Annotated in this window: 23 protein-coding genes and 1 riboswitch; of the genes, 13 read left to right on the top strand and 10 right to left on the bottom strand. The window is 70.7% G+C overall.

Going from position 1 to position 22,794, the window contains the following annotated elements; genetic code table 11:
* Positions 1-33 precede the first annotated feature (33 nt).
* Both KSED_RS08290 and KSED_RS08295 read left to right on the top strand, forming a co-directional pair.
* Positions 34-264, top strand: a complete 231-nt coding sequence (locus KSED_RS08290) for a PTS sugar transporter subunit IIB (RefSeq protein ID WP_015779653.1) — start codon at positions 34-36, stop codon at positions 262-264.
* Entirely contained in the window at positions 261-716 is a 456-nt protein-coding gene (locus KSED_RS08295; RefSeq protein ID WP_015779654.1) for a PTS sugar transporter subunit IIA, read from the top strand. The genes KSED_RS08290 and KSED_RS08295 overlap by 4 nt, the downstream gene beginning before the upstream one ends.
* A gap of 74 nt (positions 717-790) precedes the next feature.
* Here KSED_RS08295 and KSED_RS08300 read toward each other — a convergent pair whose 3' ends face one another.
* Complete coding sequence (locus KSED_RS08300) at positions 791-1,372, bottom strand: hypothetical protein (RefSeq protein WP_015779655.1); 582 nt, start codon at positions 1,370-1,372, stop codon at positions 791-793.
* Between the two features lie 102 nt (positions 1,373-1,474).
* Between KSED_RS08300 and KSED_RS08305 the strand changes: the two genes are divergently transcribed.
* Positions 1,475-2,560: a MauE/DoxX family redox-associated membrane protein gene (locus tag KSED_RS08305; protein ID WP_041290908.1), complete on the top strand. Its 1,086-nt coding sequence runs from the start codon at positions 1,475-1,477 to the stop codon at positions 2,558-2,560.
* Positions 2,561-2,569: 9 nt separating this feature from the next.
* Here the strand turns inward: KSED_RS08305 and KSED_RS08310 are convergent, their stop codons facing one another.
* The 4 genes from KSED_RS08310 to KSED_RS08325 form a co-directional block, all read right to left on the bottom strand.
* On the bottom strand, positions 2,570-3,448 hold the full coding sequence (locus KSED_RS08310) for a MetQ/NlpA family ABC transporter substrate-binding protein (RefSeq protein WP_015779657.1): 879 nt from the start codon (positions 3,446-3,448) through the stop codon (positions 2,570-2,572).
* Positions 3,449-3,524: 76 nt separating this feature from the next.
* Positions 3,525-4,367, bottom strand: a complete 843-nt coding sequence (locus KSED_RS08315) for a MetQ/NlpA family ABC transporter substrate-binding protein (RefSeq protein ID WP_015779658.1) — start codon at positions 4,365-4,367, stop codon at positions 3,525-3,527.
* A 123-nt stretch (positions 4,368-4,490) separates the two neighbouring features.
* Positions 4,491-5,144: a methionine ABC transporter permease gene (locus KSED_RS08320; protein WP_015779659.1), complete on the bottom strand. Its 654-nt coding sequence runs from the start codon at positions 5,142-5,144 to the stop codon at positions 4,491-4,493.
* The gene (locus KSED_RS08325; protein WP_041290909.1) at positions 5,141-6,121 is read right to left on the bottom strand and encodes a methionine ABC transporter ATP-binding protein; all 981 of its coding nucleotides are present in this window, start codon (positions 6,119-6,121) and stop codon (positions 5,141-5,143) included. Before KSED_RS08325 ends, KSED_RS08320 begins: the two co-directional genes overlap by 4 nt.
* A gap of 213 nt (positions 6,122-6,334) precedes the next feature.
* Positions 6,335-6,427: riboswitch (SAM riboswitch) on the bottom strand.
* Positions 6,428-6,597: 170 nt separating this feature from the next.
* Here KSED_RS08325 and KSED_RS08330 point away from each other — a divergent pair.
* Both KSED_RS08330 and KSED_RS08335 read left to right on the top strand, forming a co-directional pair.
* Positions 6,598-7,626 carry a hypothetical protein gene (locus KSED_RS08330; RefSeq protein WP_015779661.1) on the top strand — a complete coding sequence of 343 codons (1,029 nt, stop codon included), beginning with the start codon at positions 6,598-6,600 and terminating at the stop codon, positions 7,624-7,626.
* 313 nt (positions 7,627-7,939) lie between these two features.
* Positions 7,940-9,229, top strand: coding sequence for an Nramp family divalent metal transporter (locus KSED_RS08335; protein WP_015779662.1), 1,290 nt, complete (start codon positions 7,940-7,942; stop codon positions 9,227-9,229).
* A gap of 51 nt (positions 9,230-9,280) precedes the next feature.
* Here KSED_RS08335 and KSED_RS08340 read toward each other — a convergent pair whose 3' ends face one another.
* On the bottom strand, positions 9,281-9,874 hold the full coding sequence (locus KSED_RS08340) for a hypothetical protein (protein WP_143827363.1): 594 nt from the start codon (positions 9,872-9,874) through the stop codon (positions 9,281-9,283).
* A gap of 111 nt (positions 9,875-9,985) precedes the next feature.
* On the opposite strand from KSED_RS08340, the gene KSED_RS15035 reads away from it, so the two are divergent.
* The 7 genes from KSED_RS15035 (at position 9,986) to KSED_RS08380 (ending at position 18,824) form a co-directional block, all read left to right on the top strand.
* On the top strand, positions 9,986-10,723 hold the full coding sequence (locus KSED_RS15035; protein ID WP_015779664.1) for a hypothetical protein: 738 nt from the start codon (positions 9,986-9,988) through the stop codon (positions 10,721-10,723).
* A 209-nt stretch (positions 10,724-10,932) separates the two neighbouring features.
* The gene (locus KSED_RS08350) at positions 10,933-11,988 is read left to right on the top strand and encodes a zinc metalloprotease (protein ID WP_015779665.1); all 1,056 of its coding nucleotides are present in this window, start codon (positions 10,933-10,935) and stop codon (positions 11,986-11,988) included.
* Positions 11,989-12,114: 126 nt separating this feature from the next.
* Positions 12,115-15,210, top strand: coding sequence for a DEAD/DEAH box helicase (locus KSED_RS08355; RefSeq protein ID WP_015779666.1), 3,096 nt, complete (start codon positions 12,115-12,117; stop codon positions 15,208-15,210).
* Positions 15,211-15,318: 108 nt separating this feature from the next.
* Positions 15,319-16,469, top strand: a protein-coding gene (locus KSED_RS08365; RefSeq protein ID WP_115306721.1) for an IS3 family transposase whose coding sequence is annotated in 2 segments (ribosomal slippage) — positions 15,319-15,589 and positions 15,589-16,469 — 1,152 coding nt in all. Because the reading frame shifts where the segments join, the coding sequence is not laid out codon by codon here.
* A gap of 63 nt (positions 16,470-16,532) precedes the next feature.
* Positions 16,533-16,781, top strand: coding sequence for a hypothetical protein (locus KSED_RS08370; RefSeq protein ID WP_041290910.1), 249 nt, complete (start codon positions 16,533-16,535; stop codon positions 16,779-16,781).
* Positions 16,782-16,869: 88 nt separating this feature from the next.
* The gene (locus tag KSED_RS08375) at positions 16,870-18,177 is read left to right on the top strand and encodes an ISL3 family transposase (RefSeq protein ID WP_012801719.1); all 1,308 of its coding nucleotides are present in this window, start codon (positions 16,870-16,872) and stop codon (positions 18,175-18,177) included.
* Positions 18,174-18,824, top strand: coding sequence for a protein NO VEIN domain-containing protein (locus KSED_RS08380; protein ID WP_143827364.1), 651 nt, complete (start codon positions 18,174-18,176; stop codon positions 18,822-18,824). The genes KSED_RS08375 and KSED_RS08380 overlap by 4 nt, the downstream gene beginning before the upstream one ends.
* Positions 18,825-18,827: 3 nt before the next feature.
* Here the strand turns inward: KSED_RS08380 and KSED_RS08385 are convergent, their stop codons facing one another.
* A complete protein-coding gene (locus KSED_RS08385) occupies positions 18,828-19,400 on the bottom strand; it encodes an acyl-CoA thioesterase (protein WP_081439801.1) in 573 nt (190 codons plus the stop codon).
* Entirely contained in the window at positions 19,360-19,803 is a 444-nt protein-coding gene (locus tag KSED_RS08390) for a DoxX family protein (protein WP_049758472.1), read from the bottom strand. The genes KSED_RS08385 and KSED_RS08390 overlap by 41 nt, the downstream gene beginning before the upstream one ends.
* Positions 19,804-19,909: 106 nt before the next feature.
* On the opposite strand from KSED_RS08390, the gene KSED_RS08395 reads away from it, so the two are divergent.
* Positions 19,910-20,920: an NADP-dependent oxidoreductase gene (locus KSED_RS08395; RefSeq protein WP_015779669.1), complete on the top strand. Its 1,011-nt coding sequence runs from the start codon at positions 19,910-19,912 to the stop codon at positions 20,918-20,920.
* A gap of 14 nt (positions 20,921-20,934) precedes the next feature.
* Here the strand turns inward: KSED_RS08395 and KSED_RS08400 are convergent, their stop codons facing one another.
* Both KSED_RS08400 and KSED_RS08405 read right to left on the bottom strand, forming a co-directional pair.
* Complete coding sequence (locus KSED_RS08400) at positions 20,935-21,315, bottom strand: hypothetical protein (protein WP_015779670.1); 381 nt, start codon at positions 21,313-21,315, stop codon at positions 20,935-20,937.
* On the bottom strand, positions 21,312-22,661 hold the full coding sequence (locus tag KSED_RS08405; RefSeq protein ID WP_015779671.1) for a sensor histidine kinase: 1,350 nt from the start codon (positions 22,659-22,661) through the stop codon (positions 21,312-21,314). The genes KSED_RS08400 and KSED_RS08405 overlap by 4 nt, the downstream gene beginning before the upstream one ends.
* Positions 22,662-22,794 lie beyond the last annotated feature (133 nt).

Genomic DNA, 22,794 nt, shown 5'->3' on the forward strand with positions numbered 1-22,794 from the left:
ATGGTCCTTCCCCATCCCTCCCAGGAGGCACCCATGAACAAGGCCGAGCAGATCCTCGCCGCCCTCGGCGGCTCCGACAACGTCGTCGACATCGAGCCCTGCATCACGCGGCTGCGCACGACGGTGAAGGACCCGGCGAAGGTGGACCAGGCGGCCCTGAAGGCCTCCGGCGCCCACGGCGTGATGGCCGCCGGCACCGTCGTGCAGGTCGTGGTCGGTCCGCAAGCCGACACCATCGCCGAGGACATCGAGGACCTGCGGTGACCGACGTCCTGGCCCCCTGCGCCGGGACGGTGCTGCCGCTGGCCGAGGTGCCGGACCAGGTCTTCGCCACGCAGATGGTGGGCGCCGGCGTCGCCGTCGACCCGCTGCGGCCGGAGGGCAACCCCGGACGCGTCACCGTGGTCTCCCCGCTCGCCGGCACGCTGCTCAAGGTCCACCCCCACGCCTTCGTGGTGATGGGCGAGGGCCAGGGCGTGCTGGTGCACTTGGGCATCGACACCGTCCAGCTCGAGGGCGAGGGATTCGAGGTGCACGTGGCCGAGAAGGACACCGTCGCCGCCGGCGATCCGATCGTCTCCTGGGACCCCGCCGCCGTCGATGCGGGGGGCCGCAGCGCGCTGGTGCCGGTGGTGGTCATGGACTCCCCCGCCGACAGCATCGAGCCCGCCGCCACCGGTGAGGTGACGACGGGTCAGGTGCTCTTCGCGCTCTGAGGACGGATCCCCGGGGCGGACCGCTCCCGCTGTGGGAGTCTCCCCCGGGGCACCGGCCTCGGGGGATCGCCCTGTCAGCGGGTGGCTGCCGGGGGTGCCAGCGGCCGCTCCCCGGAGGGCGCCTGCAGGTCGCGACGGTCCTCGCGCAGCGGGTGGTACATGGTGAACGAGTCGAACCACCGGGTGGAGGCCGGCAGGAAGAGCAGCGCCGTGGCCACGGCGCCCACGGCCAGCATGGCGCCGGCCAGCACTTGCATGGCCTGGTTGAGCGCGATGCCCCCGCCGAGAGCCCAACTCCCCAGCGCCAGGAGACCGGTGAGGAAGAGCCCGACGACGATGGGGCGGCTGGGACCTTCCCCGCGCAGGGTCACGACGGCGCCGGTGAGCCACAGCAGGGCCGAGGCCGCGCCGAGCACCAGCGAGGTGCCGTTGACCACCTGCCGTGCCTGCTCGGCATCCCCACTCCACCCCCTGACCGCGGCGTCACGGAGCCGGTCGTTGACCTCCTCGGGAGTCACCAGCCCACCGGTGTCGACCCACCACCCCCGGGTGGCCCCCAGCGCCCACACCAGCGAGAGCCCGGCACCCAGCACCATCAGCCCAGCGGCGGCCGGGACCGCAGCGGGTCGGTTCGGTTGGCGCTCGTTGCGGGTCATGGGGTCTCCTCGGGGTCGGCCCTCAGGCGGCGTGCTCGTAGTGAAGCAGGTCACACCGGGCGCCGCGTCAACCCCTGGTCGCATTCGCGGGATACTGCGGTCATGAGTGATGTGTCCCTCCTGCCTGCTGCCGCCGCCGGCGCGGGCCTCCTGCTGGCGGCCGTGTACGCCGCGAGCGGCGTCGCCAAGGTCCGCGAACCCGCCAGCACCTCCAGCGCCTTCCACGAGCTGCGCCTGCCCCGGTGGTTGCACCGGGTGGGTGCCCCCCGGCTGCTCGGGCCGGCGGAAATCGCCCTGGCGGTCGCGCTGCTGCTCCTTCCCGCGCCCTGGTACTGGCTGCCCGCCGTGGCCACCCTGGTGCTCGGCATCGTCTACACGGTGTTGATCGTGCGCGCGCTGGGCTTCGACGTGCCCGTCACCTGCGGCTGCTTCGGCGCCCTGGGGCAGGGCGCGGTCACCCGCTCCACCGTGGTGCGCAACCTGGTGCTCGTCGCCCTGGGGGCGGCCACCGTCGCCGACGCCGCGACCGGCGGCAGCATCATCGGCCGCTTGCTCGACGGCGCCGAGCTGTGGTGGTGGGCCCTGGTGCTCGCCGCGGCCGTGGCGCTGACCTGGCTCATCACCGGCGACACCGGGGCCGCGGGCGACGAGCGGGGGGCGAGTGCTCACCCCATCGGGGCCGATGGGGTGAGCCCCGCCGCGGGCGGGAACGAAGCCGAGCTCGACTACCAGCGCCTGCCCATCCCCTTCGTCCAGGTGAAGGGCGACGACGGGCCGATCCGGCTGCGCGAGCTCGCGGCCCAGCAGGCCCAGCTCGTGCTCTGGGTGAGCCTGGGCTGCGGCAGCTGCCAGGGCGCGCTGCAGCGGGCCGAGCGGTTCGCGGCCGAGTTCGACCAGGTGGGGGTGCTCGTCGTGACCACCACCCCCACCGCGGTCGACGACCCGCTGCGCCCGCGCGGCGCCACGGTCGCCTACGACGAGGACCAGCAGCTGCGCACCATGCTGGAGCTGCGCGCCACCCCGTCGGCCGTGCTGCTGGGCGCCGACGGGCTCCTGGCCGGCGGCCCGGTGGCCGGCGGCCCGGCGAGCCTCGAGTTCATCGACGAGGTCACCGAGCAGCTGCGCGGGGCCACCGAGCCGGCTCCGACCGGCGAGCCTGCCGAGGCCGGCCGGTCCGAGCGCCCCTGAGGGCCGGGGTCACTCGGCGGGGATGACGGTGCCCTCGTAGTTCTCGCCGATGTAGGACGTGACCTCCTCGCTGCGCAGCAGCTCCGCGAGCTTCTGGAGGTCCTCGTCCTGGGCGTCCTCGGTGCGCGTCACCAGCAGGTTGGCGTACGGGTTGCCCTCGGACTCCTCCAGGGCCAGGGAGTCCTGCGTGGGCGAGAGGTCGGCCTCGATGGCGTAGTTACCGTTGATCACCGCGGCGTCCACGTCCCCCAGGGAGCGCGGCAGCTGCGCGGCCTCCAGCTCCACGATCTGAGGACCGCCGTCGGCCACGTCGGCGGGCGTGGGGGCGGAGTCGCCGGTGTCCGCGAGCTCCAGCACGCCGTGGGCTGCCAGCAGCTTCAGGGCGCGCCCGGCGTTGGAGGGGTCGTTGGGGATGGCGACCTTGTTGCCACCGCCGAGCTCCGAGAGGTCCTCCACCTTCTCGGAGTACACGCCCAGCGGCTCCAGGTGGACGGCGCCGATGCTCTCGAAGTCGAAGCCGCCGCTGGCCTCCTGCTCGGCCAGGTAGGGCTCGTGCTGGAAGTAGTTCGCGTCCAGGTCCCCGGCGTCGAGCGCCTGGTTGGGCTGGACGTAGTCGGTGAACTCGACGACCTCGATCTCCAAACCGGCGTCGGCGGCGAGCTCGTCCTTGACGAAGGTGAGGATCTCGCCGTGGGGCACGGGGTTCACACCCACCTTCAGGACCTTCGCCTCCCCGGAGTCGCCCCCGCCCGCGGCGGTGTCCTCCTCCCCGCAGGCGGCGAGGGTGATCGATGCGGTGAGCGCGGCGGTCAGCGCCAGCGCGGCGCGGCGGGTGGGACCCGTCGTGGAGAGGCGGGGCGAGCGGGGCGAGCGGGGCGAGCGGGACATGGGATCTCCTCGGGAGGGTCGGGGTGTGTGGGTGTGGGGGTGGGTGTGGTGGTGTGGGTGTGGGCCTCGTGGCGGGTCAGTCGATCTGCACGACCGTGCCCTGCCAGGTGTCCTGGATGTAGGTGCCGACCTCGTCGCCCTTCAGGACCTCGGCCAGGGCGGTGATCCGCTCGTCCTCGGCCTGGTCGGCGGTCGTCACGAGGTTGATGACGAATCGCTCGTCGCGGGGGTCCTCCGCGGCCAGGGCGTCGTCCACCTTCAGCTGGTTCTGGACGGCGTAGTTGCCGGGCACGGCCGACAGGTCGGCGTCGCCCACCGAGCGCGGCGTCTGGGCGGCCTCGACCGGCACGAACTCCAGACCCTTGGGGTTGTCCTGGATGTCCTCCGGGGTGGGCGGGGTGTCGCCGGTGTCGGCCAGCGTGATGAGCCCCTCCTCCTCCAGCAGCCACAGGCCGCGGGCGCCGTTGGCGGGGTCGTTCGGCACGGCCACGCGGGCGCCCTCGGGGAGCTCCTCCAGGGAGTCGAACTCCTCGGAGTACAGCCCCATCGGCTGGTTGGAGATGGGCGAGACGATCTCGAAGTCGTAGCCGGCGGACTCCTCCTGGCTGGCCAGGAACACCTTGTGCTGGTAGTAGTTCGCGTCCACCGAGCCCTCCTGCAGGGCCACGTTGGGCTGCAGGTAGTCGGTGAACTCCACCACCTCGAGCTCGAAGCCGTGCTCGGCGTCCAGGCCCTCCTCGTCCACCCAGCGCAGGATGTCCGAGTGGGGGGTGGGGGTGGCTGCGACGCGCAGTACCTCGCCGTCGCCCTCGGCGGCGGCGTCCCCGCCGCAGGCACTCAGGGCCAGCGGGCTCAGGGCGAGGGCGGCGACGGCCGCGGTGCGGGCGGGGGTCCAGCGGGAACGGGTGGACGGGGTCATGGTGATCTCCTGGGTGCGTGGGGGTGTCGATGAGGGATCGGTGCGGTGAGGGGTGACCGCGGTGGCGCGGGCGCCGACGTGGGGGGCCGCGCCGCGGGGCTGCCGGCGGACGCGCCGGGTGCTTCAGTGCCGGGTGGCGCGGGCGAGCAGGTCGCCGACGAACTGGACGGCCACCACCAGTGCCATGAGCACCACCACACAGGCGAGGGTGACGGTCATGTCGAAGCGCTGGTAGCCGTAGCGGATGGCCAGGTCGCCCAGTCCGCCGCCGCCGATCGCGCCGGCCATGGCCGAGTAGCCGATGAGCGCCACGACGGTGACCGTGGTCCCCGCAATGAGCCCCGGCAGTGCCTCGGGCAACAGGACCGAGCGGACGATCTGGGTGCGGCTCGCCCCCATCGAGGAGGCGGCCTCCACCTTGCCGGGGTCGACCTCTCGCAGGGCGTTCTCCACCAGGCGGGCGAGGAAGGGGATGGCACCCAGGGTGAGCGGCACCGCAGCGGCGGTGGGGCCGATGGTGGTGCCGGCCAGCACCTTGGTCAGCGGGGCGATGAGCACCAGCAGGATGATGAACGGGATGGAGCGGCCGGCGTTCACCACGGCGCCGATGACGGTGTTGAGGGTGCGGTTCGGCAGCACGCCGCCGGGGGCGGTGGCCACGAGCAGCACGCCCAGCGGCACACCGAACAGCAGGCCGATGGTGGAGGACAGGCCCACCATGTAGAGGGTGTCGACGGTGCCGTCGAGGAGCTCGGTGAGAAGGCGGTCGCTGGTCATGCGGGGAGCTCCTGTCGGGTGGTCGCGGTGGTGGGGGCGGTCCAGCCGGCGGGCTGGACGAGGAGGTCGAGGGTCCCGACGCGGGCGCCGTGGAGGTTCTCCACCCGGGCTGCGGCCACCTGCACGCTGTTGCCGGCGGCGGTGAGCTCGGCGATCACCCGGGTCTCGTCCTGGGTGGCCAGGTCGACGGTGACGATGCGGGAGCCGGCCGGCAGGTCCGCGGCGTCCAGGCCGCGGACCGGGCGGGGCACCAGCTGGGTGGCCAGGGCGCTGCCGCGGTTGCTGGCGACCTCGGCGAGGGTGCCGGACTCCACGACGCGCCCGGCGGAGAGCAGGGTCACCGCATCGGCCACGCGGGTGATGACGTCCATCTCGTGCGTGATGAGGACGGTGGTCAGCCCGAGGTCGGCGGTGAGCTCGCGCAACAGGTCCAGCACGCTGGCGGTGGTCTCGGGGTCCAGGGCGCTGGTGGCCTCGTCGCAGAGCAGCACGGTCGGGTTGGTCACCAGTGCTCGGGCGATGGCGACGCGCTGCTTCTGGCCACCGGAGAGCTGGCGCGGGTGGGCGCCGGCGCGCTCGGCCAGCCCCACCCGGTCCAGCAGCTCGGTGGCGCGGCGGGCACGCTCCCGTCGGCCGACCCCGGCGAGCTCCAGCGGCAGGGCGACGTTCTCCAGCGCGGTGCGGGAGTCCAACAGGTTGAAGTGCTGGAAGATCATGCCGATCTCGCGGCGGGCGCGGCGCACCTCGGCGGCGGACAGGGCCGTGAGCTCCCGGCCGTCCACGGTGACGCGGCCGCTGGTGGGCCGCTCGAGCAGGTTGATGCAGCGCACCAGCGTGGACTTGCCGGACCCCGACGGGCCCACCACACCGTGCACCTGGCCCCGGTCGATCTGGAGCGAGACGTCGTCCAGCGCGTGGACCGCCTCACCCCCGCCACGGGCCGGGTAGGTCTTGGAAATGTTCTCCAACGTAATCATGAATGTCCTTTTCGGGCACAACGAACAGACCCAATCGGACATCAGGGAATGCATAGGCAGACCCAGTGTCCGCCGGGCACGACGAAACGGGGGGTACGTGGGTTCAGAGGGCCTGACGGCTCATTGGGTCCGCATGGATCCGCCACATCAGGGCGGGACGGGGACGGCCAGAGCTGCTGTCAGGACCTCGTCCGCATGTGCATTCGCATGATTCCTCCATCGATTCCGGCGTTAGCACCCTCACCCGATGACGGGGGGTTGCTGCGGTTTCAAAGAGCCAGATCTCTCCACCGCTCTGGATACAGTGCGGCAAATATACGACCCGGGTGGGGCTTCGTCCAAATCGGCCCCACGGGGCGCGCCGGGAGGGGCGCCGGACCGACCGGCTCGGTAGCGTGGGCGTCAGGTGCGGGGCTGCCTGCCCCGCCGACACCCGTCCGGGCCCGCCCGGACCACGACACGAGAGGGGAACGCCGATGAAGCTCTTCGGCAAGATCCTGTTCTGGTTGGGCGTCCTGTCGTTGATCCTCGGGATCATCGGCGCGGTGCTGACCGGTTCGAAGTGGGACGACGTGCAGGACATGCTGTCCGTCGACCAGGAGATCAGCGGCACGGCCACCGTCGCGATGGAGAGCGGGGAGACCCGCAGCATCCTCGCGAAGGAGGGCGTCAGCGGTTCCTGCGACATCACCGCGCCGGACGGCACCGACGTGCCGTTCGACGCAAACACGGCCCCGGCGGTGGACGGCTGGTCCATGAAGGGCGTCTTCACCGCCCCGGAGGCCGGCGACTACACGATCGACTGCGGCGACGCCGGCTTCGGCGTCAGCGAGCCGCTGGCAATCGGTGACGCCCTGTGGCTGGGCCTGGGCGTGCTCGCCGCGATCATCCTGATCCCGCTGGGCCTGCTGCTCCTGCTGATCGGCGGTCTGCTGTGGTTCTTCGGCCGCAAGAAGGACCGTCCCAAGCACTCGAACTACACCAACGGTGAGTACTCCGACCAGTTCTCCCGCTCCGCCCCGTACTCGCAGCGCGACGGCCAGGTGCCCCCGGGCCCGGGCCAGTACGACGACCGCAACAACACCATGGGCTACGGCGCCGCCGGTGCTGGTGCTGCTGGGGCCGGCGCTGCCGGTGCCTACGGCGTCACGCACGACGACGGTGACCGCCGCGACGGCCGGGTGCTCGACGGTGAGCGCCCCCAGTACGGCGAGCGTGCCGGGGGCGGCTACGACGCCGGCCAGCCGGTGCGCGACGACCGTGGCTTCGACCAGCCCATGCGCGACGAGGACCGCGGCTTCGGTCGTCCGCTGGACGGCGAGCAGGTGCACGGCGACCGTTCGGGCTCCACGAGCGGCTTTGGCCGTCCGCTGGACGACCGCTCCCAGGGCATCGACGGTGACCGCCGCGACGACCGTGGTGACCTCGGTGGCCGCGACGACCGCGGTGACCGCCCGTGGAACGGTGGGGGCACCACGCCTCCCCCGCCCCCCAGCGGCAACTGATCGCTCGGAGGCGCTGACCGGCTGAGGCCGGTCGCCCGGGTACGGACAGAGCCCCCATGGCCCTCGTGACCACGGGGGCTCTGTCGTGTGCGGGAAGGGGTCAGGCCTGCTCGGCCTCGACCATCACCGCGCCAGTGCCACTCCACCGCGCCACAGCACGGTGAAATGAGCCCCCAGCGGTGGCGGAGGGCCCCGGGGTGTGGCCCCCGCGCGTCGTCGCGCCGTTGCGGTCCCGTGGGAAAACGTTCTGGCACCGTGAGAAGCAGAACGACCCGCCAGCGAAGACCACCGCCACCGCACCCCAGGAGACCCCATGGCCACCACGACCGCCCCACCCGGCACCCAGCCCGAACAGCGCGGGGGCTTCACCCTCATCGGCCCCGGCCTGGTCGTTGCGGCCACCGGTGTGGGCGCCGCGGACCTGGTGGCCACCGTCATCGCCGGGCAGAAGTTCGGCTACGCCCTGCTGTGGGCCGTCATCGTCGGCTGCGTCCTGAAGATCGCCCTCGTGGAGGGAGCCGGTCGCTACAGCCTGGCCACCGGCCACACCATCTACGAGGGCTGGCGCAGCCTGGGCCGGTGGACCTCCTGGTACTTCGCCCCCTACATCGTCATCTGGGGCTTCGTGTACGGCGCCGCGGCCATGGCCGGCACCGGCATCCCCCTGAACGCCCTGCTCCCCAGCCTCTCGGTGGCCTGGTGGGGGGTCATCTCCGGTCTCATCGGCGCCGGCCTGGTGCTGGTGAGCCGCTACGCCGTGTTCGAGAAGATCTGCGCCGCACTGGTGGGCGTCATGTTCGTGGTGATGGTGCTGGCCGCCGCGTTCACGGTGCCGAACCTGGGTGAGCTGGCAGCCGGCCTGGTGCCCAGCATCCCCGAGGGCGGCCTGGTGAACCTGCTGTCGGTCGCCGGCGGTGTGGGCGGCACGATCACCCTGGCGGCCTACGGCTACTGGATCCGCGAGAAGGGCTGGACCACCGACGGCCACATGCGCCTGATGCGCGTGGACAACACGGTGGCCTACGTAGTGACCGGCATCTTCGTGATCGCCACCCTCATCGTGGGTGCGGAGCTGCTGTACTCCTCCAACCAGGCCGTCGCCGGTGGTGAGAAGGGCCTGCTGCAGCTCTCCGACGTGCTGGCCGAGCGCTACGGACGCTTCGTGGGCACCCTGTTCCTGGTGGGCTTCTGGGCCGCGGCGATGTCCTCCCTCATCGGCGTGTGGAACGGCGTCTCGATGATGTTCGCGGACTTCGCGGGCGACGCCCTGGGCAAGCCCGAGAACCACCCGGACCGCCAGGCGCGCGGCAAGTGGTACGTCGCCTACGTCCTGTGGCTGACCTTCCCGCCCATGATCATGATGTTCGTGGGCGAGCCGGTCTGGCTGATCCTGGCCTACGGCGTGCTGGGCGCGTTCTTCATGCCCTTCCTGGCCGTGACGCTGCTGTGGATCCTCAACAGCGACCGCACGCCGGCCATCTGGCGCAACACGTGGCTGAGCAACGTCCTGCTGGTGATCTGCACGGCGCTGTTCGCCTACCTGGCGGCGCAGCAGCTGGTGAACCTGGGCGGTCAGCTGGCCGAGTTCGTCCGCGGTCTGTGACCACCTCACCGGTGGCCGGACCCGCCGCCGGCTCGCGTCAGCGCGGGTGGGTCACCGGTTCGCGTCAGCGCGGGCCGGTGACTCGTCGCCGGAGGAGAACCCCCGCATCAGGATGCGGAGCACGGCCCAGCCGGCGAGCGCCATGGTGATCCACCAGACCACCTCGTCGGGCGTGTACCCGGCCTCGGCGAACACGTCGAGGTGGGACACCCCGTCCATCAGCTCCTCGCCGAACACCAGCAGCACGAGGAAGACCAGCCAGTTGCCCGCGAGCAGCTGACCCAGCCAGGGGTTGAGCAGCCCCAGACCGCCGGCCACGGCCGCCCACAGCAGGCACCACACCCACTTACCGACCCCGCCCGACGATGCAGAGACGTCCGTCGGCTGGGCGGTGCGCGACCGGCCGGTGGTGCTGCGCCCGGCGTCCCGGATGAGCCGGTCCTGCATGATGCTCGGGGCGTTGTCTCCCCCGGCGTCGGCCTCTGACGTGTTCGCCCGCGGCCCCGGCGAGGGCGCCGACTGGGGTGTGGCCATGCCGCGGGACTGCAGGAGCCGCTCGGCCTGCTCCCGGCTGCGCTGCTCCGCCTGGGCGTTGAGGTGCTGCAGGTACTGCTCCGGGGTCATCCGCGACGGGTCCACTGACATGCCGCCATGGTGGCACGCCCCCACCCGGGAGTCCGCCCCAAGGCGGGGCGACGGCCGGGGCCTGGCGGGAGAGACTGGGCGCATTCCGTCCCCGCGAGAAAGCGTGCCGCCGTGCAACTGACCGGGAAGATCTTCACCCTGCTGGGAGTCCTCGGACTCGTGGGGGCCGTCGTCCTCGGCGTCCTGGGCGTCCGCTCGGGTCTGGCCACCAATGAGGCCGTCCAGAGCGGGCAGGAGGTCGGTCAGTCGCTGACGGCCGAGCTGGAGAGCGGTGACACCTACCTGCTCACGCTGCCGCTGGACTCCGAATCGGCCACCTGTGCCGTGTCGGGGCCCGACGGCGGTGCCGTGGGGAGCAACCCCACCGAGGACGACGAGATCATGGCCGAGGGCACCGTGGACCTCGTCGGCGCCCTCCACCCGGACGCCTCGGGGGAGCACGTCATTCGCTGCTCCTCCCCCGAGGTGAAGCTCACCGATCCCGTCGACTCGATGGGGTACGCGTGGGCCGGGCTGGGCGTGATCGGCGCCCTGCTGCTCGGTGTGGGCTCGGCGGCTCTGCTTCTCTTGGGCATCATCCTGTGGATCTGGGGTGCTAACCGCGACCGTGACCGCCGCGACCGCTGGGGCAACCCGGGCGGAGGCTACGGCGGCGGCTACGGGGGTATCGGTGGCTACGGCGGCGGGGGCTACCCCCAGCAGCCGCAGGACCCCGGCGCCGGTCAGCCCGGCGGCGGTCAGCAGGGCGGCTGGGGCCAGGGCGGCCCGGGGCAGCAGCCGGGCTCCGGCGCCTACCCCGCTCCCCCGCCCCCGCCGCAGGGGCCGCAGGACCGCGCCCCCTGGTCCTGATCACCGCCCACCCGATGGGGTGACGCCCGCACCGCGCGGGCGTCACCCCATCGGTCTGTGGGGCGAGCCCTCGCGCTCCCCCGCATCGGGCAAGAAGGGTGTTCGGGGTTGTCCATGGTTCGGTCAAGAGCCCCGGATCAGCCCCCGGGGCGTGCTTACCGTCTGGTCAACAGCCGTCCACCCGGGCGGATCAACTCGGAGGTTCCCTCATGTCTCGTCGTTCCCTCGCCCTGCTCGCGCCGCTGGCCGTCACCGGTCTGGTCGCTGCCACCCCGGCCGCCGCGCACCCGATGCTCGATGGTGGGGCCTCGCCGTTCGCCGCGCCCGTCGTCGCCGATGCGGGGCACGCCGGCCACAACCACGCCCACCACGCCGGCGACGGCCACGACCATGGCGCGGCGCAGGCCGAGGACTGCGTGATTCCGCAGGACGCACGCAGCAAGCCGGGCTTCGTCCCCAAGGACAACAACACCCTCACGCCCGAGGAGACCGCGGCACACGAGGCACAGCTGGAGAAGACGCTCGCGGCCAAGGGCCTGGCGGTCGGGTCCGACGGCAAGCTGGAGCGCCTCAACCCCTTCGGCCTGGGCGACGGTACTGATGCGGTGCAGGCCCGGGCCACCTACGAGGTGCCGGTGCACTTCCACGTGATCACCTCCTCCTCTGGCGAGGGCGCGGTGAGCGCGTCGCAGATCAACCAGCAGATGGACGTGCTGAGCGCCGCCTATGCCGATGCCGGGTTCTCGTTTACGCTGGCCTCCACCGAGGAGACCGCGAACGACGCCTGGTACGGGGTGACCCCGGACTCGTCCGCCGAGCAGCAGATGAAGTCCACGCTGCACAAGGGTGACGCGGGTGACCTGAACATCTACACGGCCAACATCGGCCAGGGCCTGCTGGGTTGGGCAACCTTCCCGACCAACGCACCCACCAGTGACGACGGCGTGGTGGTGCTGAACGAGTCCCTGCCGGGCGGTTCGGCCGCGCCGTACAACGAGGGCGACACCGGCACCCACGAGGTGGGCCACTGGCTGGGGCTGTACCACACCTTCCAGGGCGGCTGTGCGGGCGGCGACCAGGTGGACGACACCGCGCCGGAGGCCTCGGCCGCCTCCGGTTGCCCCGAGGGTCGTGACACGTGTACCGCCCCGGGCACCGACCCGATCCGCAACTTCATGGACTACTCGGACGACGCGTGCATGGACCACTTCACGCCCGGCCAGGTGGACCGGATGCACCAGCACTGGACGGCCTACCGCGCCTGAGCGCAGACCCGGCCCCGATGGGGGTCGCTGATGGGATGAGGTACCCCCGCCGCTGTGGCGGGGGCACCTCGGCGTGTGGGGGTGTGTGCGAGGGCGGATGTCGGTAAGAGCTGGCAAGCTGCCGGGATGAGTGAGCAGGACTTGCCCCAAGGTTTCTACGACCAGTTGCTCACCCAGGAGCTCGCTGCCAAGGTGCAGGCGTCACCGTGGACGGCCCGTGTCGAGGACATTCCGGACGCGGAGAGTGCTGAGCGCGGCGCCCGGCACATCGCTGCAGCCGTGGCGGAGGTGCTCCGGTCTCGCCCCGCCGCTGAGCGGTCCGCCGTGGTGGATCGGTTAGTGGATTTCCTCGGGGCAGAGCGGCAGCTTCTCGGTCCGGAAGGGTTCCGCCGATTGGTGTCCCTGGTGGAGGAGTCTCGCCCCGGTCAGCCGCCCCGCTATGAGGCGCGCCCGTCGACGCCCCTGTCTGACGCGGCGCTGCTGACCAACGCCGAGGGAGAGCCCTCCGTGGGCCGCGAGATCGCCTCGGAGATGCTGAGTGCGGATCGCGTGGACCTGCTGTGCGCCTTCATCAAGTTCGAGGGGCTGCGCACCATGGAGCGGGAGCTGAAGCGTCTGAAGGATCTGCACATCCCCTTCCGTGTGATCACCACGACCTACATGGGGGCGACCGACGCTCGAGCCATAGCCCGCCTCGTGGAGAACTTCGGCGCCCAGGTCAAGGTTCACTACGAGTCGCGCCAGACCCGACTGCACGCCAAAGCGTGGATGTTCCACCGCGACACGTCCTTTCACACCGCGTACGTCGGAAGCTCCAATCTCTCCCGGTCCGCCCTGATCGATGGGGTGGAGTGGAACGTGCGCCTGTCACACCACACGACGCCCCACCTCTTGGAGAAGTTTCGAGCCACTTTCGAGACCTACTGGAACGACGAGTCATTCGAGACTTTTGACCCCAGCCGCGACGCCGACCGACTGCACGACGCTCTGGCAGAAGCGAGCGGGCGCTCCCGAGGGGCGAGCACCGTCCTCGACCTGTCCGGGCTTGCTCACCGCCCGTACCCCTTCCAGCAGGTGATGTTGGATGCTCTCGAAGCTGAGCGCGTCGAGCACGACCGTCACCGGAACCTGCTGGTGGCCGCCACGGGTACTGGCAAGACGGTCGTGGCCGCGTTCGACTACAAGCGTTTGTGCGAAGCCACGAACACTCCCCGCCGGCTGTTGTTCGTCGCGCACCGGTGGGAGATTCTCGTGCAGGCTCGACGGACCTACCGCGAGATCTTGGGCGATGGGACGTTCGGCGAGATGCTGGGCAGAGGCGAGGAGCCCCGACGGTGGGAGCACGTCTTCGCCACCGTGCAGTCCCTCACGGCCGAACGGCTGGGGCAGCTGCCCAGGGATCACTTCGATGTCGTGGTGATCGACGAGTTCCACCACGCGCAGGCTGCGACCTATCGCCGTCTGCTCACTGCCCTGCAACCCGCGGAGCTCCTCGGCCTCACGGCGACTCCCGAGCGTGCTGATGGGGTGGACGTTCGGCAGGAGTTCTTCGGCGGCCGAGCGGCTCACGAGCTCAGGCTGTGGGATGCCTTGAGCGAGGGCCTCCTCACTCCCTTCCACTACTTCGGCGTCCACGACAACACCGACCTGTCCGCAGTGGCCTTCACCCGCGGTCGGTACGACGCCGCCACGCTGGAGTCGCTGTACACCGGGAACGACGCTCGTGTGCTGCTCGTGCTCAAGGCTGTGCGAGACAAGGTGCTCGACCCACGCCAGATGCGCGCCATCGGGTTCTGTGTCGGCGTGCAGCATGCGCAGTTCATGGCCCGAAAGTTCACCGAGGCCGGCATCCCCGCCCGGGCAGTCACCGGGGAATCGAACGATGAAGAGCGATCCTCAGTCCGCCAAGACCTGCATCACCGGAAGATCAACGTCGTCTTCACCGCGGACCTCTACAACGAAGGTGTGGACCTGCCTGAGGTCGACACGGTTCTGTTCTTGCGCCCCACTGAGAGCTCAACGATCTTCCTGCAGCAACTCGGCCGCGGGTTGCGACGTCATCACGACAAGGCGGTGCTCACTGCCCTGGACTTCGTCGGGCACCAGCATGCGAACTTCCGCCTCGAGCAGCGCTTTACCGCGATGACCGGCCTGTCCCGCCAGCGGTTGGCTGACGCAACTGAACACGGCTTCCCCTTCCTCCCCTCGGGCACGCAGATCGTGCTGGACGACGTGGCCCAGGAGGAGCTGCTCCGGAGCATCCGTGAATCCCTCCACCTGACCCGGAGACATCTGCTGCGCGAGTTGGGCGCACAAGGCGCCTTGTCGTTGCAGAGCTTCTCCCAGCACCTGGGGGTGCCCCCTGAAGCCGTTCTCAAACGCGGTGCGTGGACGAGCCTGCGACGCGAAGCCGGCCTCGTGGACCAGCCGGCGACCACGGCGGCCCCGGAGACTCCCTTCAATGCGTCGGACGTCCTCCACGTAGACGACATGGCACGCATCCACGGCTATCGCCTGTGGCTCAGTTCGGACGCTCCTCGCTATTCGGAGGCCTCCCCTACACAGCAGACTTACGGGCGCATGCTGCAGGCACTGCTGTTGTCTCGCACGCCCAGTCACGGCCTTGAAGCCGACCTCGCGGAGCTGTCGCAGAACCCCATGTCCTGCGCCGAGCTTCTCGCTGGGTTGGAGATCGCCGAGGGCTCAATCCACCGCATCCCCCAGCCGCTGGGTGGACGGCTGTCGACCTGCGGAATGCAATCCCACGCCACCTATACGCGCGCGGAGATCCTGGCGGCCTTGGGTCTTATTCCTGACGCCGCAGGCCGCACCGTCCACCAATCGGGTGTGGCGTACTCGCAGCAGTGGGAGGTCGATGCCCTCCTCACCACACTCGTGAAGTCCGACGCGACGTTCTCCCCCACCACCATGTACCGGGACTACGCCCTGAGCCCCACCCGGTTCCATTGGGAGTCTCAATCCGCCACCTCCCCCGGGAGTCCGACCGGCCAGCGCTACATCCACCACGAGCAGCGCGGCTCAACCGTTCTGCTGTTCGTGCGTCAGAACCAGAAGACCGAGTGGGGCGCGGCTGAGCCGTTCGTTCTCTTGGGGACGGCACGCTTCGTCGAGACCGAGGGCGCCAAGCCCATGCAGGTGGTCTGGGAACTGGACCGCCCCATGCCTACGGAGATGTACCAGCACGCCCGAGCCGTCGCCTAAGAGCCGTAACCGCAGCAGCTGCACCTGGGCTGACCCCGTTTCGTGGGTCCAGTCGTTATGAGAGTCGTCCTGTTGCCCGCGGTCGCGGGCAGGGAGACTGGTCAGATCATGACGAACAGCAGGAAGCGTCACACCCCGGAGCAGGTCGTCCGTAAGCTCGGGCAGGCCGACAGGATGCTCACCGATGGTCAGGACGTCGCGGCGGTGTGCCGGGAGCTGGGGGTGTCCGAGCAGACGTACTACCGGTGGCGGAACCAGTACGGCGGCCTCAAGGCCGACGACGCAAAGCGCCTGAAGGAGTTGGAGAAGCAGAACGCGACCCTGAAGCGTCTGCTCGCGGAAGCGGAGCTGGAGAAGGCCGCGCTCAAGGAGCTGGCTGAGGGAAACTTCTAAGCCCGGACAGGCGCCGCGCCGCCGTCGATCACCTCAAGCGCAAGTTGCGGGTGAGCGAACGGATGGCGTGCCGTCTGGTCGGGCTGAGCCGCTCCGCGTACCGGCGACCGCTCAAGGGCGACACGGTCACGGACCCGGATCGGGCGCTCAGGGAGTGGCTGCGCGCCTGGGCGAAGGACCATCCCCGCTACGGGTATCGGCGGGCGTATCACGACGCCCGCGCCGAGGGGTGGGTGGTGAACCACAAGAAGATCCAACGCCTGTGGCGTGACGAAGGGCTCCGGGTCCCGCAGCGGCGTCGACGCAAGCGCGTCGGGTCCTCGACCGTCGACGCGCCGACGGCGGACGCGCCGAACGTGGTGTGGGCGGTGGACTTCCAGTTCGACGCCGACGAGCACGGACGACCGATCAAGATCTGCTCGATCGTCGACGAACACACCCGGGAGTGCATCGGCGGCCTCGTGGAGCGCTCGATTACCGCCGACCGACTCACCGCCCACCTCGAGGACCTCGTCGCCGCCCGGGGCGCCCCGGCGGTGCTCAGGTCGGACAACGGGCCGGAGTTCATCAGCGAGGCGATGGCCGACTGGGCCGGCACCCGCACCGGCCTGTCCTACATCCCTCCGGGCTCGCCGTGGCGCAACGGGTACGTCGAGTCGTTCAACAGCCGGATCCGCGACGAGTGCCTCAACATCAACAGCTTCTACTCGCTGCTGCACGCACAGGTCATCATCGGCGACTGGAAGGACGAGTACAACCACCACCGCCGGCACTCCTCGCTCGGCTACCTAACCCCAGCCGAGTACGCTCGGCAGTGCACCCATCAAATGGAAACCGACGACTCACAGAACGTCCGGACCGAATGAAGGGGGCGGCTCACACCCCTGCGAACTCACCGCTAGGTTGAGGCCACGGCGAAGGGAGAGTCCATGGCGCGCGGCGCACACTGGTCGGCCGAAGAGAACGTGGCGACCGTCGCCGCGTACCTCGAGATGCTTACCCTGCAGTTCCGGAACGAGGCCTACCGCAAGGTGGATTTCACGCGCCGGGTGGCCGAGCAGACCGGCCGGTCCACCAGCGCTGTCGAGTACAAGTTCCGCAACGTGAGCGCTGCCCTTCAGCGCCTGGACCTTCCGTGGATCCCAGGGTTTACTGGCTCTTCACGAACGAGGGTGTAGTCGGTTGAGCGCGTCGGTGGCCGGGTAGGGGTCGAGGTCTCCCGGATGATGGAAGTTCTTCACGCTCGCCATCCCGAAAGACCTCGACGTGCTCCACCCTACTTTCGCGACCCCTGACCTGACCACGTTCTGCCGCCTCGACGAGCTCGGCCTCGTCGCCGTCGGCCAGCTGATCGAGCCGGATCGGGCCACGATCGAATGCCGCGTCGTCGAGGACGACCCGCGGTGTCGGAAGTGCGGTGTCGAGGGCGTGCCACGGGACACGGTGACGCGCCCGCTGGCGCATGAACCGTTCGGGCACCGGCCGACGACCCTGCTGGTGCGGGTGCGCCGGTACCGGTGCGGACACTGCCGGCGCACGTGGCGGCAGGACATGACGCGGGCAGCGGCGCCGCGTGCGAAGATCTCCCGCGGCGGCCTGGAGTGGGCGCTGCGGGGCATCGTCATCGACCACCTCACCGTCACCCGCGTCGCCGCAGGTCTCGGGGTGTCCTGGAGTGCCGCGAACGCCGCCGTCCTCGCGGAAGGCAAGCGGCGCCTGATCGACGACCCCGCCCGGTTCGACGGGGTCACCACGATCGGTGTCGACGAGCACGTCTGGCGACACACGAGGCTGGGCGACAAGTACGTCACCGTGATCATCGACCTCACGCCCGCGAGGAACAAGACCGGGCCGGCGAGGCTGCTGGACATGGTCGAGGGCCGCTCCAAGGCGGTGTTCAAGCAGTGGCTCGCCGCCCGCCCCGCGGACTGGGCGAAGCGGATCGAGGTGGTCGCGATGGACGGCTTCGCCGGGTTCAAGACCGCTGCCGCCGAGGAACTCCCCGACGCCGTCCCCGTCATGGACCCGTTCCACGTGGTCCGCCTCGCCGGCGACGCGCTGGATGTCTGCCGGCGTCGGGTCCAGCAAGACACCACCGGTCACCGCGGGCTCAAGGGCGACCCGCTCTACAAAGCCCGCCGCACCCTGCACACCGGGGCGAGCCTGCTCACCGACCGGCAGCGGGCACGCCTGGACGCAGTGTTCGCGAGCGAGGAGCACGTCGAGGTCGAGGCGACCTGGGGCATCTACCAGCGCATCGTCGCGGCCTACCGGGAGCCCGACAAGAAGAAAGCGAAGGCGATGATGCAGGAGGTGATCGCTGCGATCAGCAGCGGCGTTCCCGCGGCGCTCGTCGAGGTCCGCAAGCTCGGCCGGACCATGAAGCAGCGGGCGGGCGACATCCTCGCGTTCTTCGACCGCCCCGGCACCAGCAACGGCCCGACCGAGGCCATCAACGGGCGACTCGAACACCTCCGCGGCTCCGCCCTCGGCTTCCGCAACCTCACCCACTACATCGCTCGGTCGCTGCTCGAAGCCGGAGGGTTCAGACCCGCGCTACACCCTCGTTCGTGAAGAGCCGGTTTACTCCAGCCGACAATCTTCAGCGATCACTTCTCGAGGAGACGATGCGGCAGTTCCAGGGCCGCACCCTGGAGGATGACGCCCGCGACTTCGTCTTGGCAGAGCCACCTCAGCCACAGGCCGGCTTTGAGTTCACCACCACCTTGCCGCCCGAGCGTGTGGACTTCTCGTCCTTCGCGCGGCATCGTCGAGCGCTCAAACTCGACTACCTGCGCCTTGAGGCAGCCAACCGAGAACTCGGGCTCCGCGGCGAGCAAGCCGTGGTGACTTATGAACGCCAACGCCTCATCCGCGCCGGACGCGAAGACCTAGCAGCGCGGGTGCGGCACACGTCCGTGGACGAGGGAGATGGGCTCGGCTACGACATCGCCTCCTACGACCTCAGCGGTGAAACCCGATTCATCGAGGTCAAGACCACCCGGCGCCCCAGTGGCGCGCGGTTCTACGTCAGCCGCAACGAGGTGGAGTTCAGCCGGGAAGAGAAGGACAGGTTCTCTCTGTACCGCGTCAGCAACTTCACGAGCGACTCCGCCAAGATCTTCACTCTCGACGGGGCCATCGACGACACCTGCGAGCTGACGCCGACGGAGTTCTTGGCCCAGGCTCGCGCTCCTCTGGCCGCCGCGCCCACCCCCTGACCGTCACCCGCGGTGGGCCACCCCCACGGCGTGCGCCCAGGCGGCGATTTCGGCGGGCAGCTCCGGGGCGACGGCGCCCGCATCGAGCAGGGCGATCGCGTCCGGCGCGGGCACCCGCTCCCCGCTCCCCCGCGTGAGGAAGCGACCGGCCACCCATCCGCGGGCCACCTGGCGACCACCGCGGCTGAACAGCTGCTCCAGGTAGACCACGCGCTGGTCCCAACCCACCACGCGAGTGGTGATCTCGAACCGCTGCCCCAGGGTCAGTGACCGCTTGTAGGTGACCGTCTGGGAGGCCACCACCGGGTACCACCGGCGCTCGTTCAACAGCGGGAAGCCGCCCACGTCGGCGATGTAGTTGCTGCGCGCCACGTCCATCATCTGCAGGTACGTGCCGTTGTTCACGTGGAGGTAGAAGTCGAGATCGCCCGGGCGCACCCGCATCCGCGTCACGGAGGGGTCCAACACCCCCATCTCCGGCACCGGTCGCCGCGGGCGGAGGGTGGCGCGGGTGAGCTGCACCTGCCGCGCCACGTCAGCGCACCCCGCCGTCACGGTCGCGGTCGCTCTCGCCATCGCGGCGCCCGTTGCCGAACCACCCGCCGGCGTACAGCGCTCCCGCCACCAGCAACGGCTGGAAGAACAGCCGTCCCAGGCGCTTGGCGTCCGTGTCCAGCCCGAAGGCGTCCACACCCTCGGTGTACTGCGCGATGTTCCCCGGGAAGATCGCCACGTAGAAGGCCGCCAGCGCCAACCCGGAGTAGCGCCGGTAGCGCGGGAACGCCAGCAGGGCCACCCCCTGGGCGACCTCGGCCACCCCCGAGCCCACCACCACCAGGTCCTCGCCCACCGGCACCCACTTGGGCACCTGCGCGGTGAACTCCTCCCGCGCGAAGGTCAGGTGTGAGACGCCCGCGAAGGTCATGAACCCACCCAAGGCCAGACGGACGACGTGCTGCGCAACTCTCTGAGCTCTCATGCGGCGACCCTACGGCGCGACCGCGCACCCCGCACGAGGGGAACACCAACCCCACCGCCGCTCGTTGACCCCCGCGCACGCATCACCCCATCGAGAGGCGTACACCGTGAACGACATCCCGACCACCACCCGGCAGATCGTGCTGGCCTCCCGCCCGCAGGGCGAGCCGACGGCCGAGAACTTCCGCCTGGAGGACGCCCCCCTGGCGGACCTCCAGGACGGGCAGGTGCTGGTCCGCACCTCGCTGATGAGCGTGGACCCCTACATGCGTGGCCGCATGAACGACGTCAAGTCCTACGTCCCTCCGTTCCAGGTGGACCAGCCCCTCACCGGCCACGCCGTGGGCACCGTCATCGCCTCCCGCAGCGACGACCTGCCCGTCGGCACCGAGGTCACCCACTTCAACGGATGGCGCGAACACACCGTCCTCGACGCCGACGACGCCACGCGGGTGGACACCGAGCAGGTCGGCCAGGCCCCCTACCTGGGCGTGCTGGGCATGCCCGGCCTCACCGCCTACGCCGGCCTGTTCCACGTGGGCGAGTTCGCCGAGGGCGACACCGTCTTCGTCTCCGGCGCGGCCGGTGCCGTCGGCTCCCTCGTGGGCCAGATGGCCAAGCTCGCCGGCGCCGGGCGCGTGGTGGGCAGCGCGGGCTCGCCCGAGAAGCTGGAGCGCCTGCGCCAGCTGGGCTTCGATGCGGTGATCAACTACAAGGACGGGGACCTCGGCGGGCAGCTGCGCGAGGCGGCTCCCGACGGCATCGACCTGTACTTCGACAACGTCGGCGGCGACCATCTGGAGGCCGCCCTGTCGCGCATGAACACCCACGGCCGGGTGGTGATGTGCGGGGCGATCTCGCAGTACAACGCCACCGAGCCGCCCCCGGCGCCCCGCAACCTCGCCCTGGCCATCGGCAAGTGCCTCACCCTGCGCGGCTTCGTCGTGGGCGCCTACGACCACGTGCGCGCCGAGTTCCTGCAGCGCGTCCAGCCGTGGCTCGCGCACGGCCAGCTGGACTGGGACGTCACCGAGCGCACCGGGCTGGAGAACGCCCCGGACGCCTTCCTCGAGCTGTTCTCCGGCGGCAACACCGGGAAGATGGTCGTCCGCCTCTGATCCCCGATGGGGGGTCAGTGCCCGGGCACGTGGCGGGTGGCCTCACGGACCCGCTGGGAGATGCGGTGGTTCACGAACGCCAGGGGCACGATCGCCAGCACCGCCGAGAGGCACATCAGCGCGCCGGGCACCCCCGTGGGGACGGCGGTGAAGTAGGCCAGCCCGATGCCGAGCCCCAGCCCGGTGACGATCATCGCCATCGCGCCCATTACCCACGGCCGGGCCCGCAGGTGCACCGCGCGGCGGCACCCGTCGCAGTGGGAGGACTGGCGGCTGTCCAGCATCAGGACGCCGGTGGTCCCGCCCACGGGGCGGCCCGCCGCGCGCAGGTCGAGCGTCAGGACGGCCAGCAACAGCACCAGCAACACGCCGATCAGCATCGCCTGGGGGGTCACGGGGCCATGCTCCCGTTGAGCTGTGCCGTCCTGTCGGTGGACGAGGGGGTGGCCGCGCGCCGACCGGCCCAGGGCAACCACGCCTCCACCACGAAGCTGCCCTCCTGCCGGCCGGCCTCCAGCTCGCCCCCGGCCAGGGCGACGCGCTCGGCCATGCCCGTGAGCCCCATGCCGCCGCTGACGACGTCCGAGGGCGCCTCCTCGGGGGCAGGCAGGGGGTTCTCCACCCGCAAGGTCAGTCCGCGGCCCGGCGCACCCCCCATCTCGATGAGGATCGGGTGCCCCGGCGCGTGCTTGCAGGCGTTCGTCACCGCCTCCTGCACCACCCGGTAGGCGTGACGGCTGGTCGACCCCGGCAGGCTCTCGTGGATCTGCACCCACAGGCGCTCGGGCACCTCGAGGTCGATGGTGCAGCCCATGCCCGCGGTCTCGTCCACCATCGTGGGGAGGCGGCACAGGTCGGGCACCTGGGGTGACCCCTCGACGGGGGCACCGTCGGCGTCGGTGGAGCGCAGGACGCCGAGGATCTCACGCAGGTCCTCCAACGCCGTGCGGGCCTGGCCGGCGATGGTCCCGGCCGCCTGGCGCACCTCATCGGCCGGCATGTCCTGGCGGTAGGCCAGCGCACCGGCGTGCATGGACACCACCGACAGGCGGTGGCCGAGCGCGTCGTGCATCTCGCGGGCGATGGCGGCGCGCTCGGCCAAGCGGGCCTGCGCCACGCGGGCCACCTGCTCCCGCTCGGCGGCGGCGGACTGCTGCTCGACGGCCCAGGCCAGCTCGCGCCGGGCGCCGATGTTCCAGCCCAGCAGCACGAACACCAGCGCCACCATCAGCAGGAACGTCTGGTTGGCGAGGAAGTCGACGGCGCCCCAGCCGGTCTCGTGCTCAAGCACCCAGCGGTCCATGGCCGTCTGCACGACCCACGAGGCCGGGGCCAGGCACGCCAGGGCGACGAGGATGGGGATCACGCGGCGCCGGCTGGACAGGGAGACCAGCGCGTAGAGGTAGGCCGCGATCGCGAAGGATGAGAAGGGCATCAGCGCGCCGGTCAGGACGGCCACGACCACCGGCCAGCGGCGACGGGCCAACAGCAGGGGCACCGCGACGAGGCCGAGGCCGATGTCGATGAGGCGGAGCTCCTCCAGCTGGGCCCGCAGCTCGGGGTCCTCGATGCCGCCCACGAAGCCGTAGGAGAGCATGTGGATGATGGCTCCCACCGCCACGACGAAGGCGATCCGCACGGCGTTCTGGCGCCAGGTGGGGTTCACCTGGGGAGCGCTGTGCGACGGCTCGGGACCCCTCAGGGTCGCAAGCCGCTCCCCCAGCCGGTGCCGCGCGCTCATCAGGGTGATGCTACTGGGCGAGGACGCCATGGGGACACGTGGTCTGGGCGACACGGCTCCCCATCCCCGCAAACTGTCTTCTCCCCGTCCAACCCGACGCACGGGCACGGGTCGCGTTGGACGGGGAGACGAC

Origin of the sequence: Kytococcus sedentarius DSM 20547, from assembly GCF_000023925.1 — a bacterium.
Taxonomy (GTDB): domain Bacteria; phylum Actinomycetota; class Actinomycetes; order Actinomycetales; family Dermatophilaceae; genus Kytococcus; species Kytococcus sedentarius.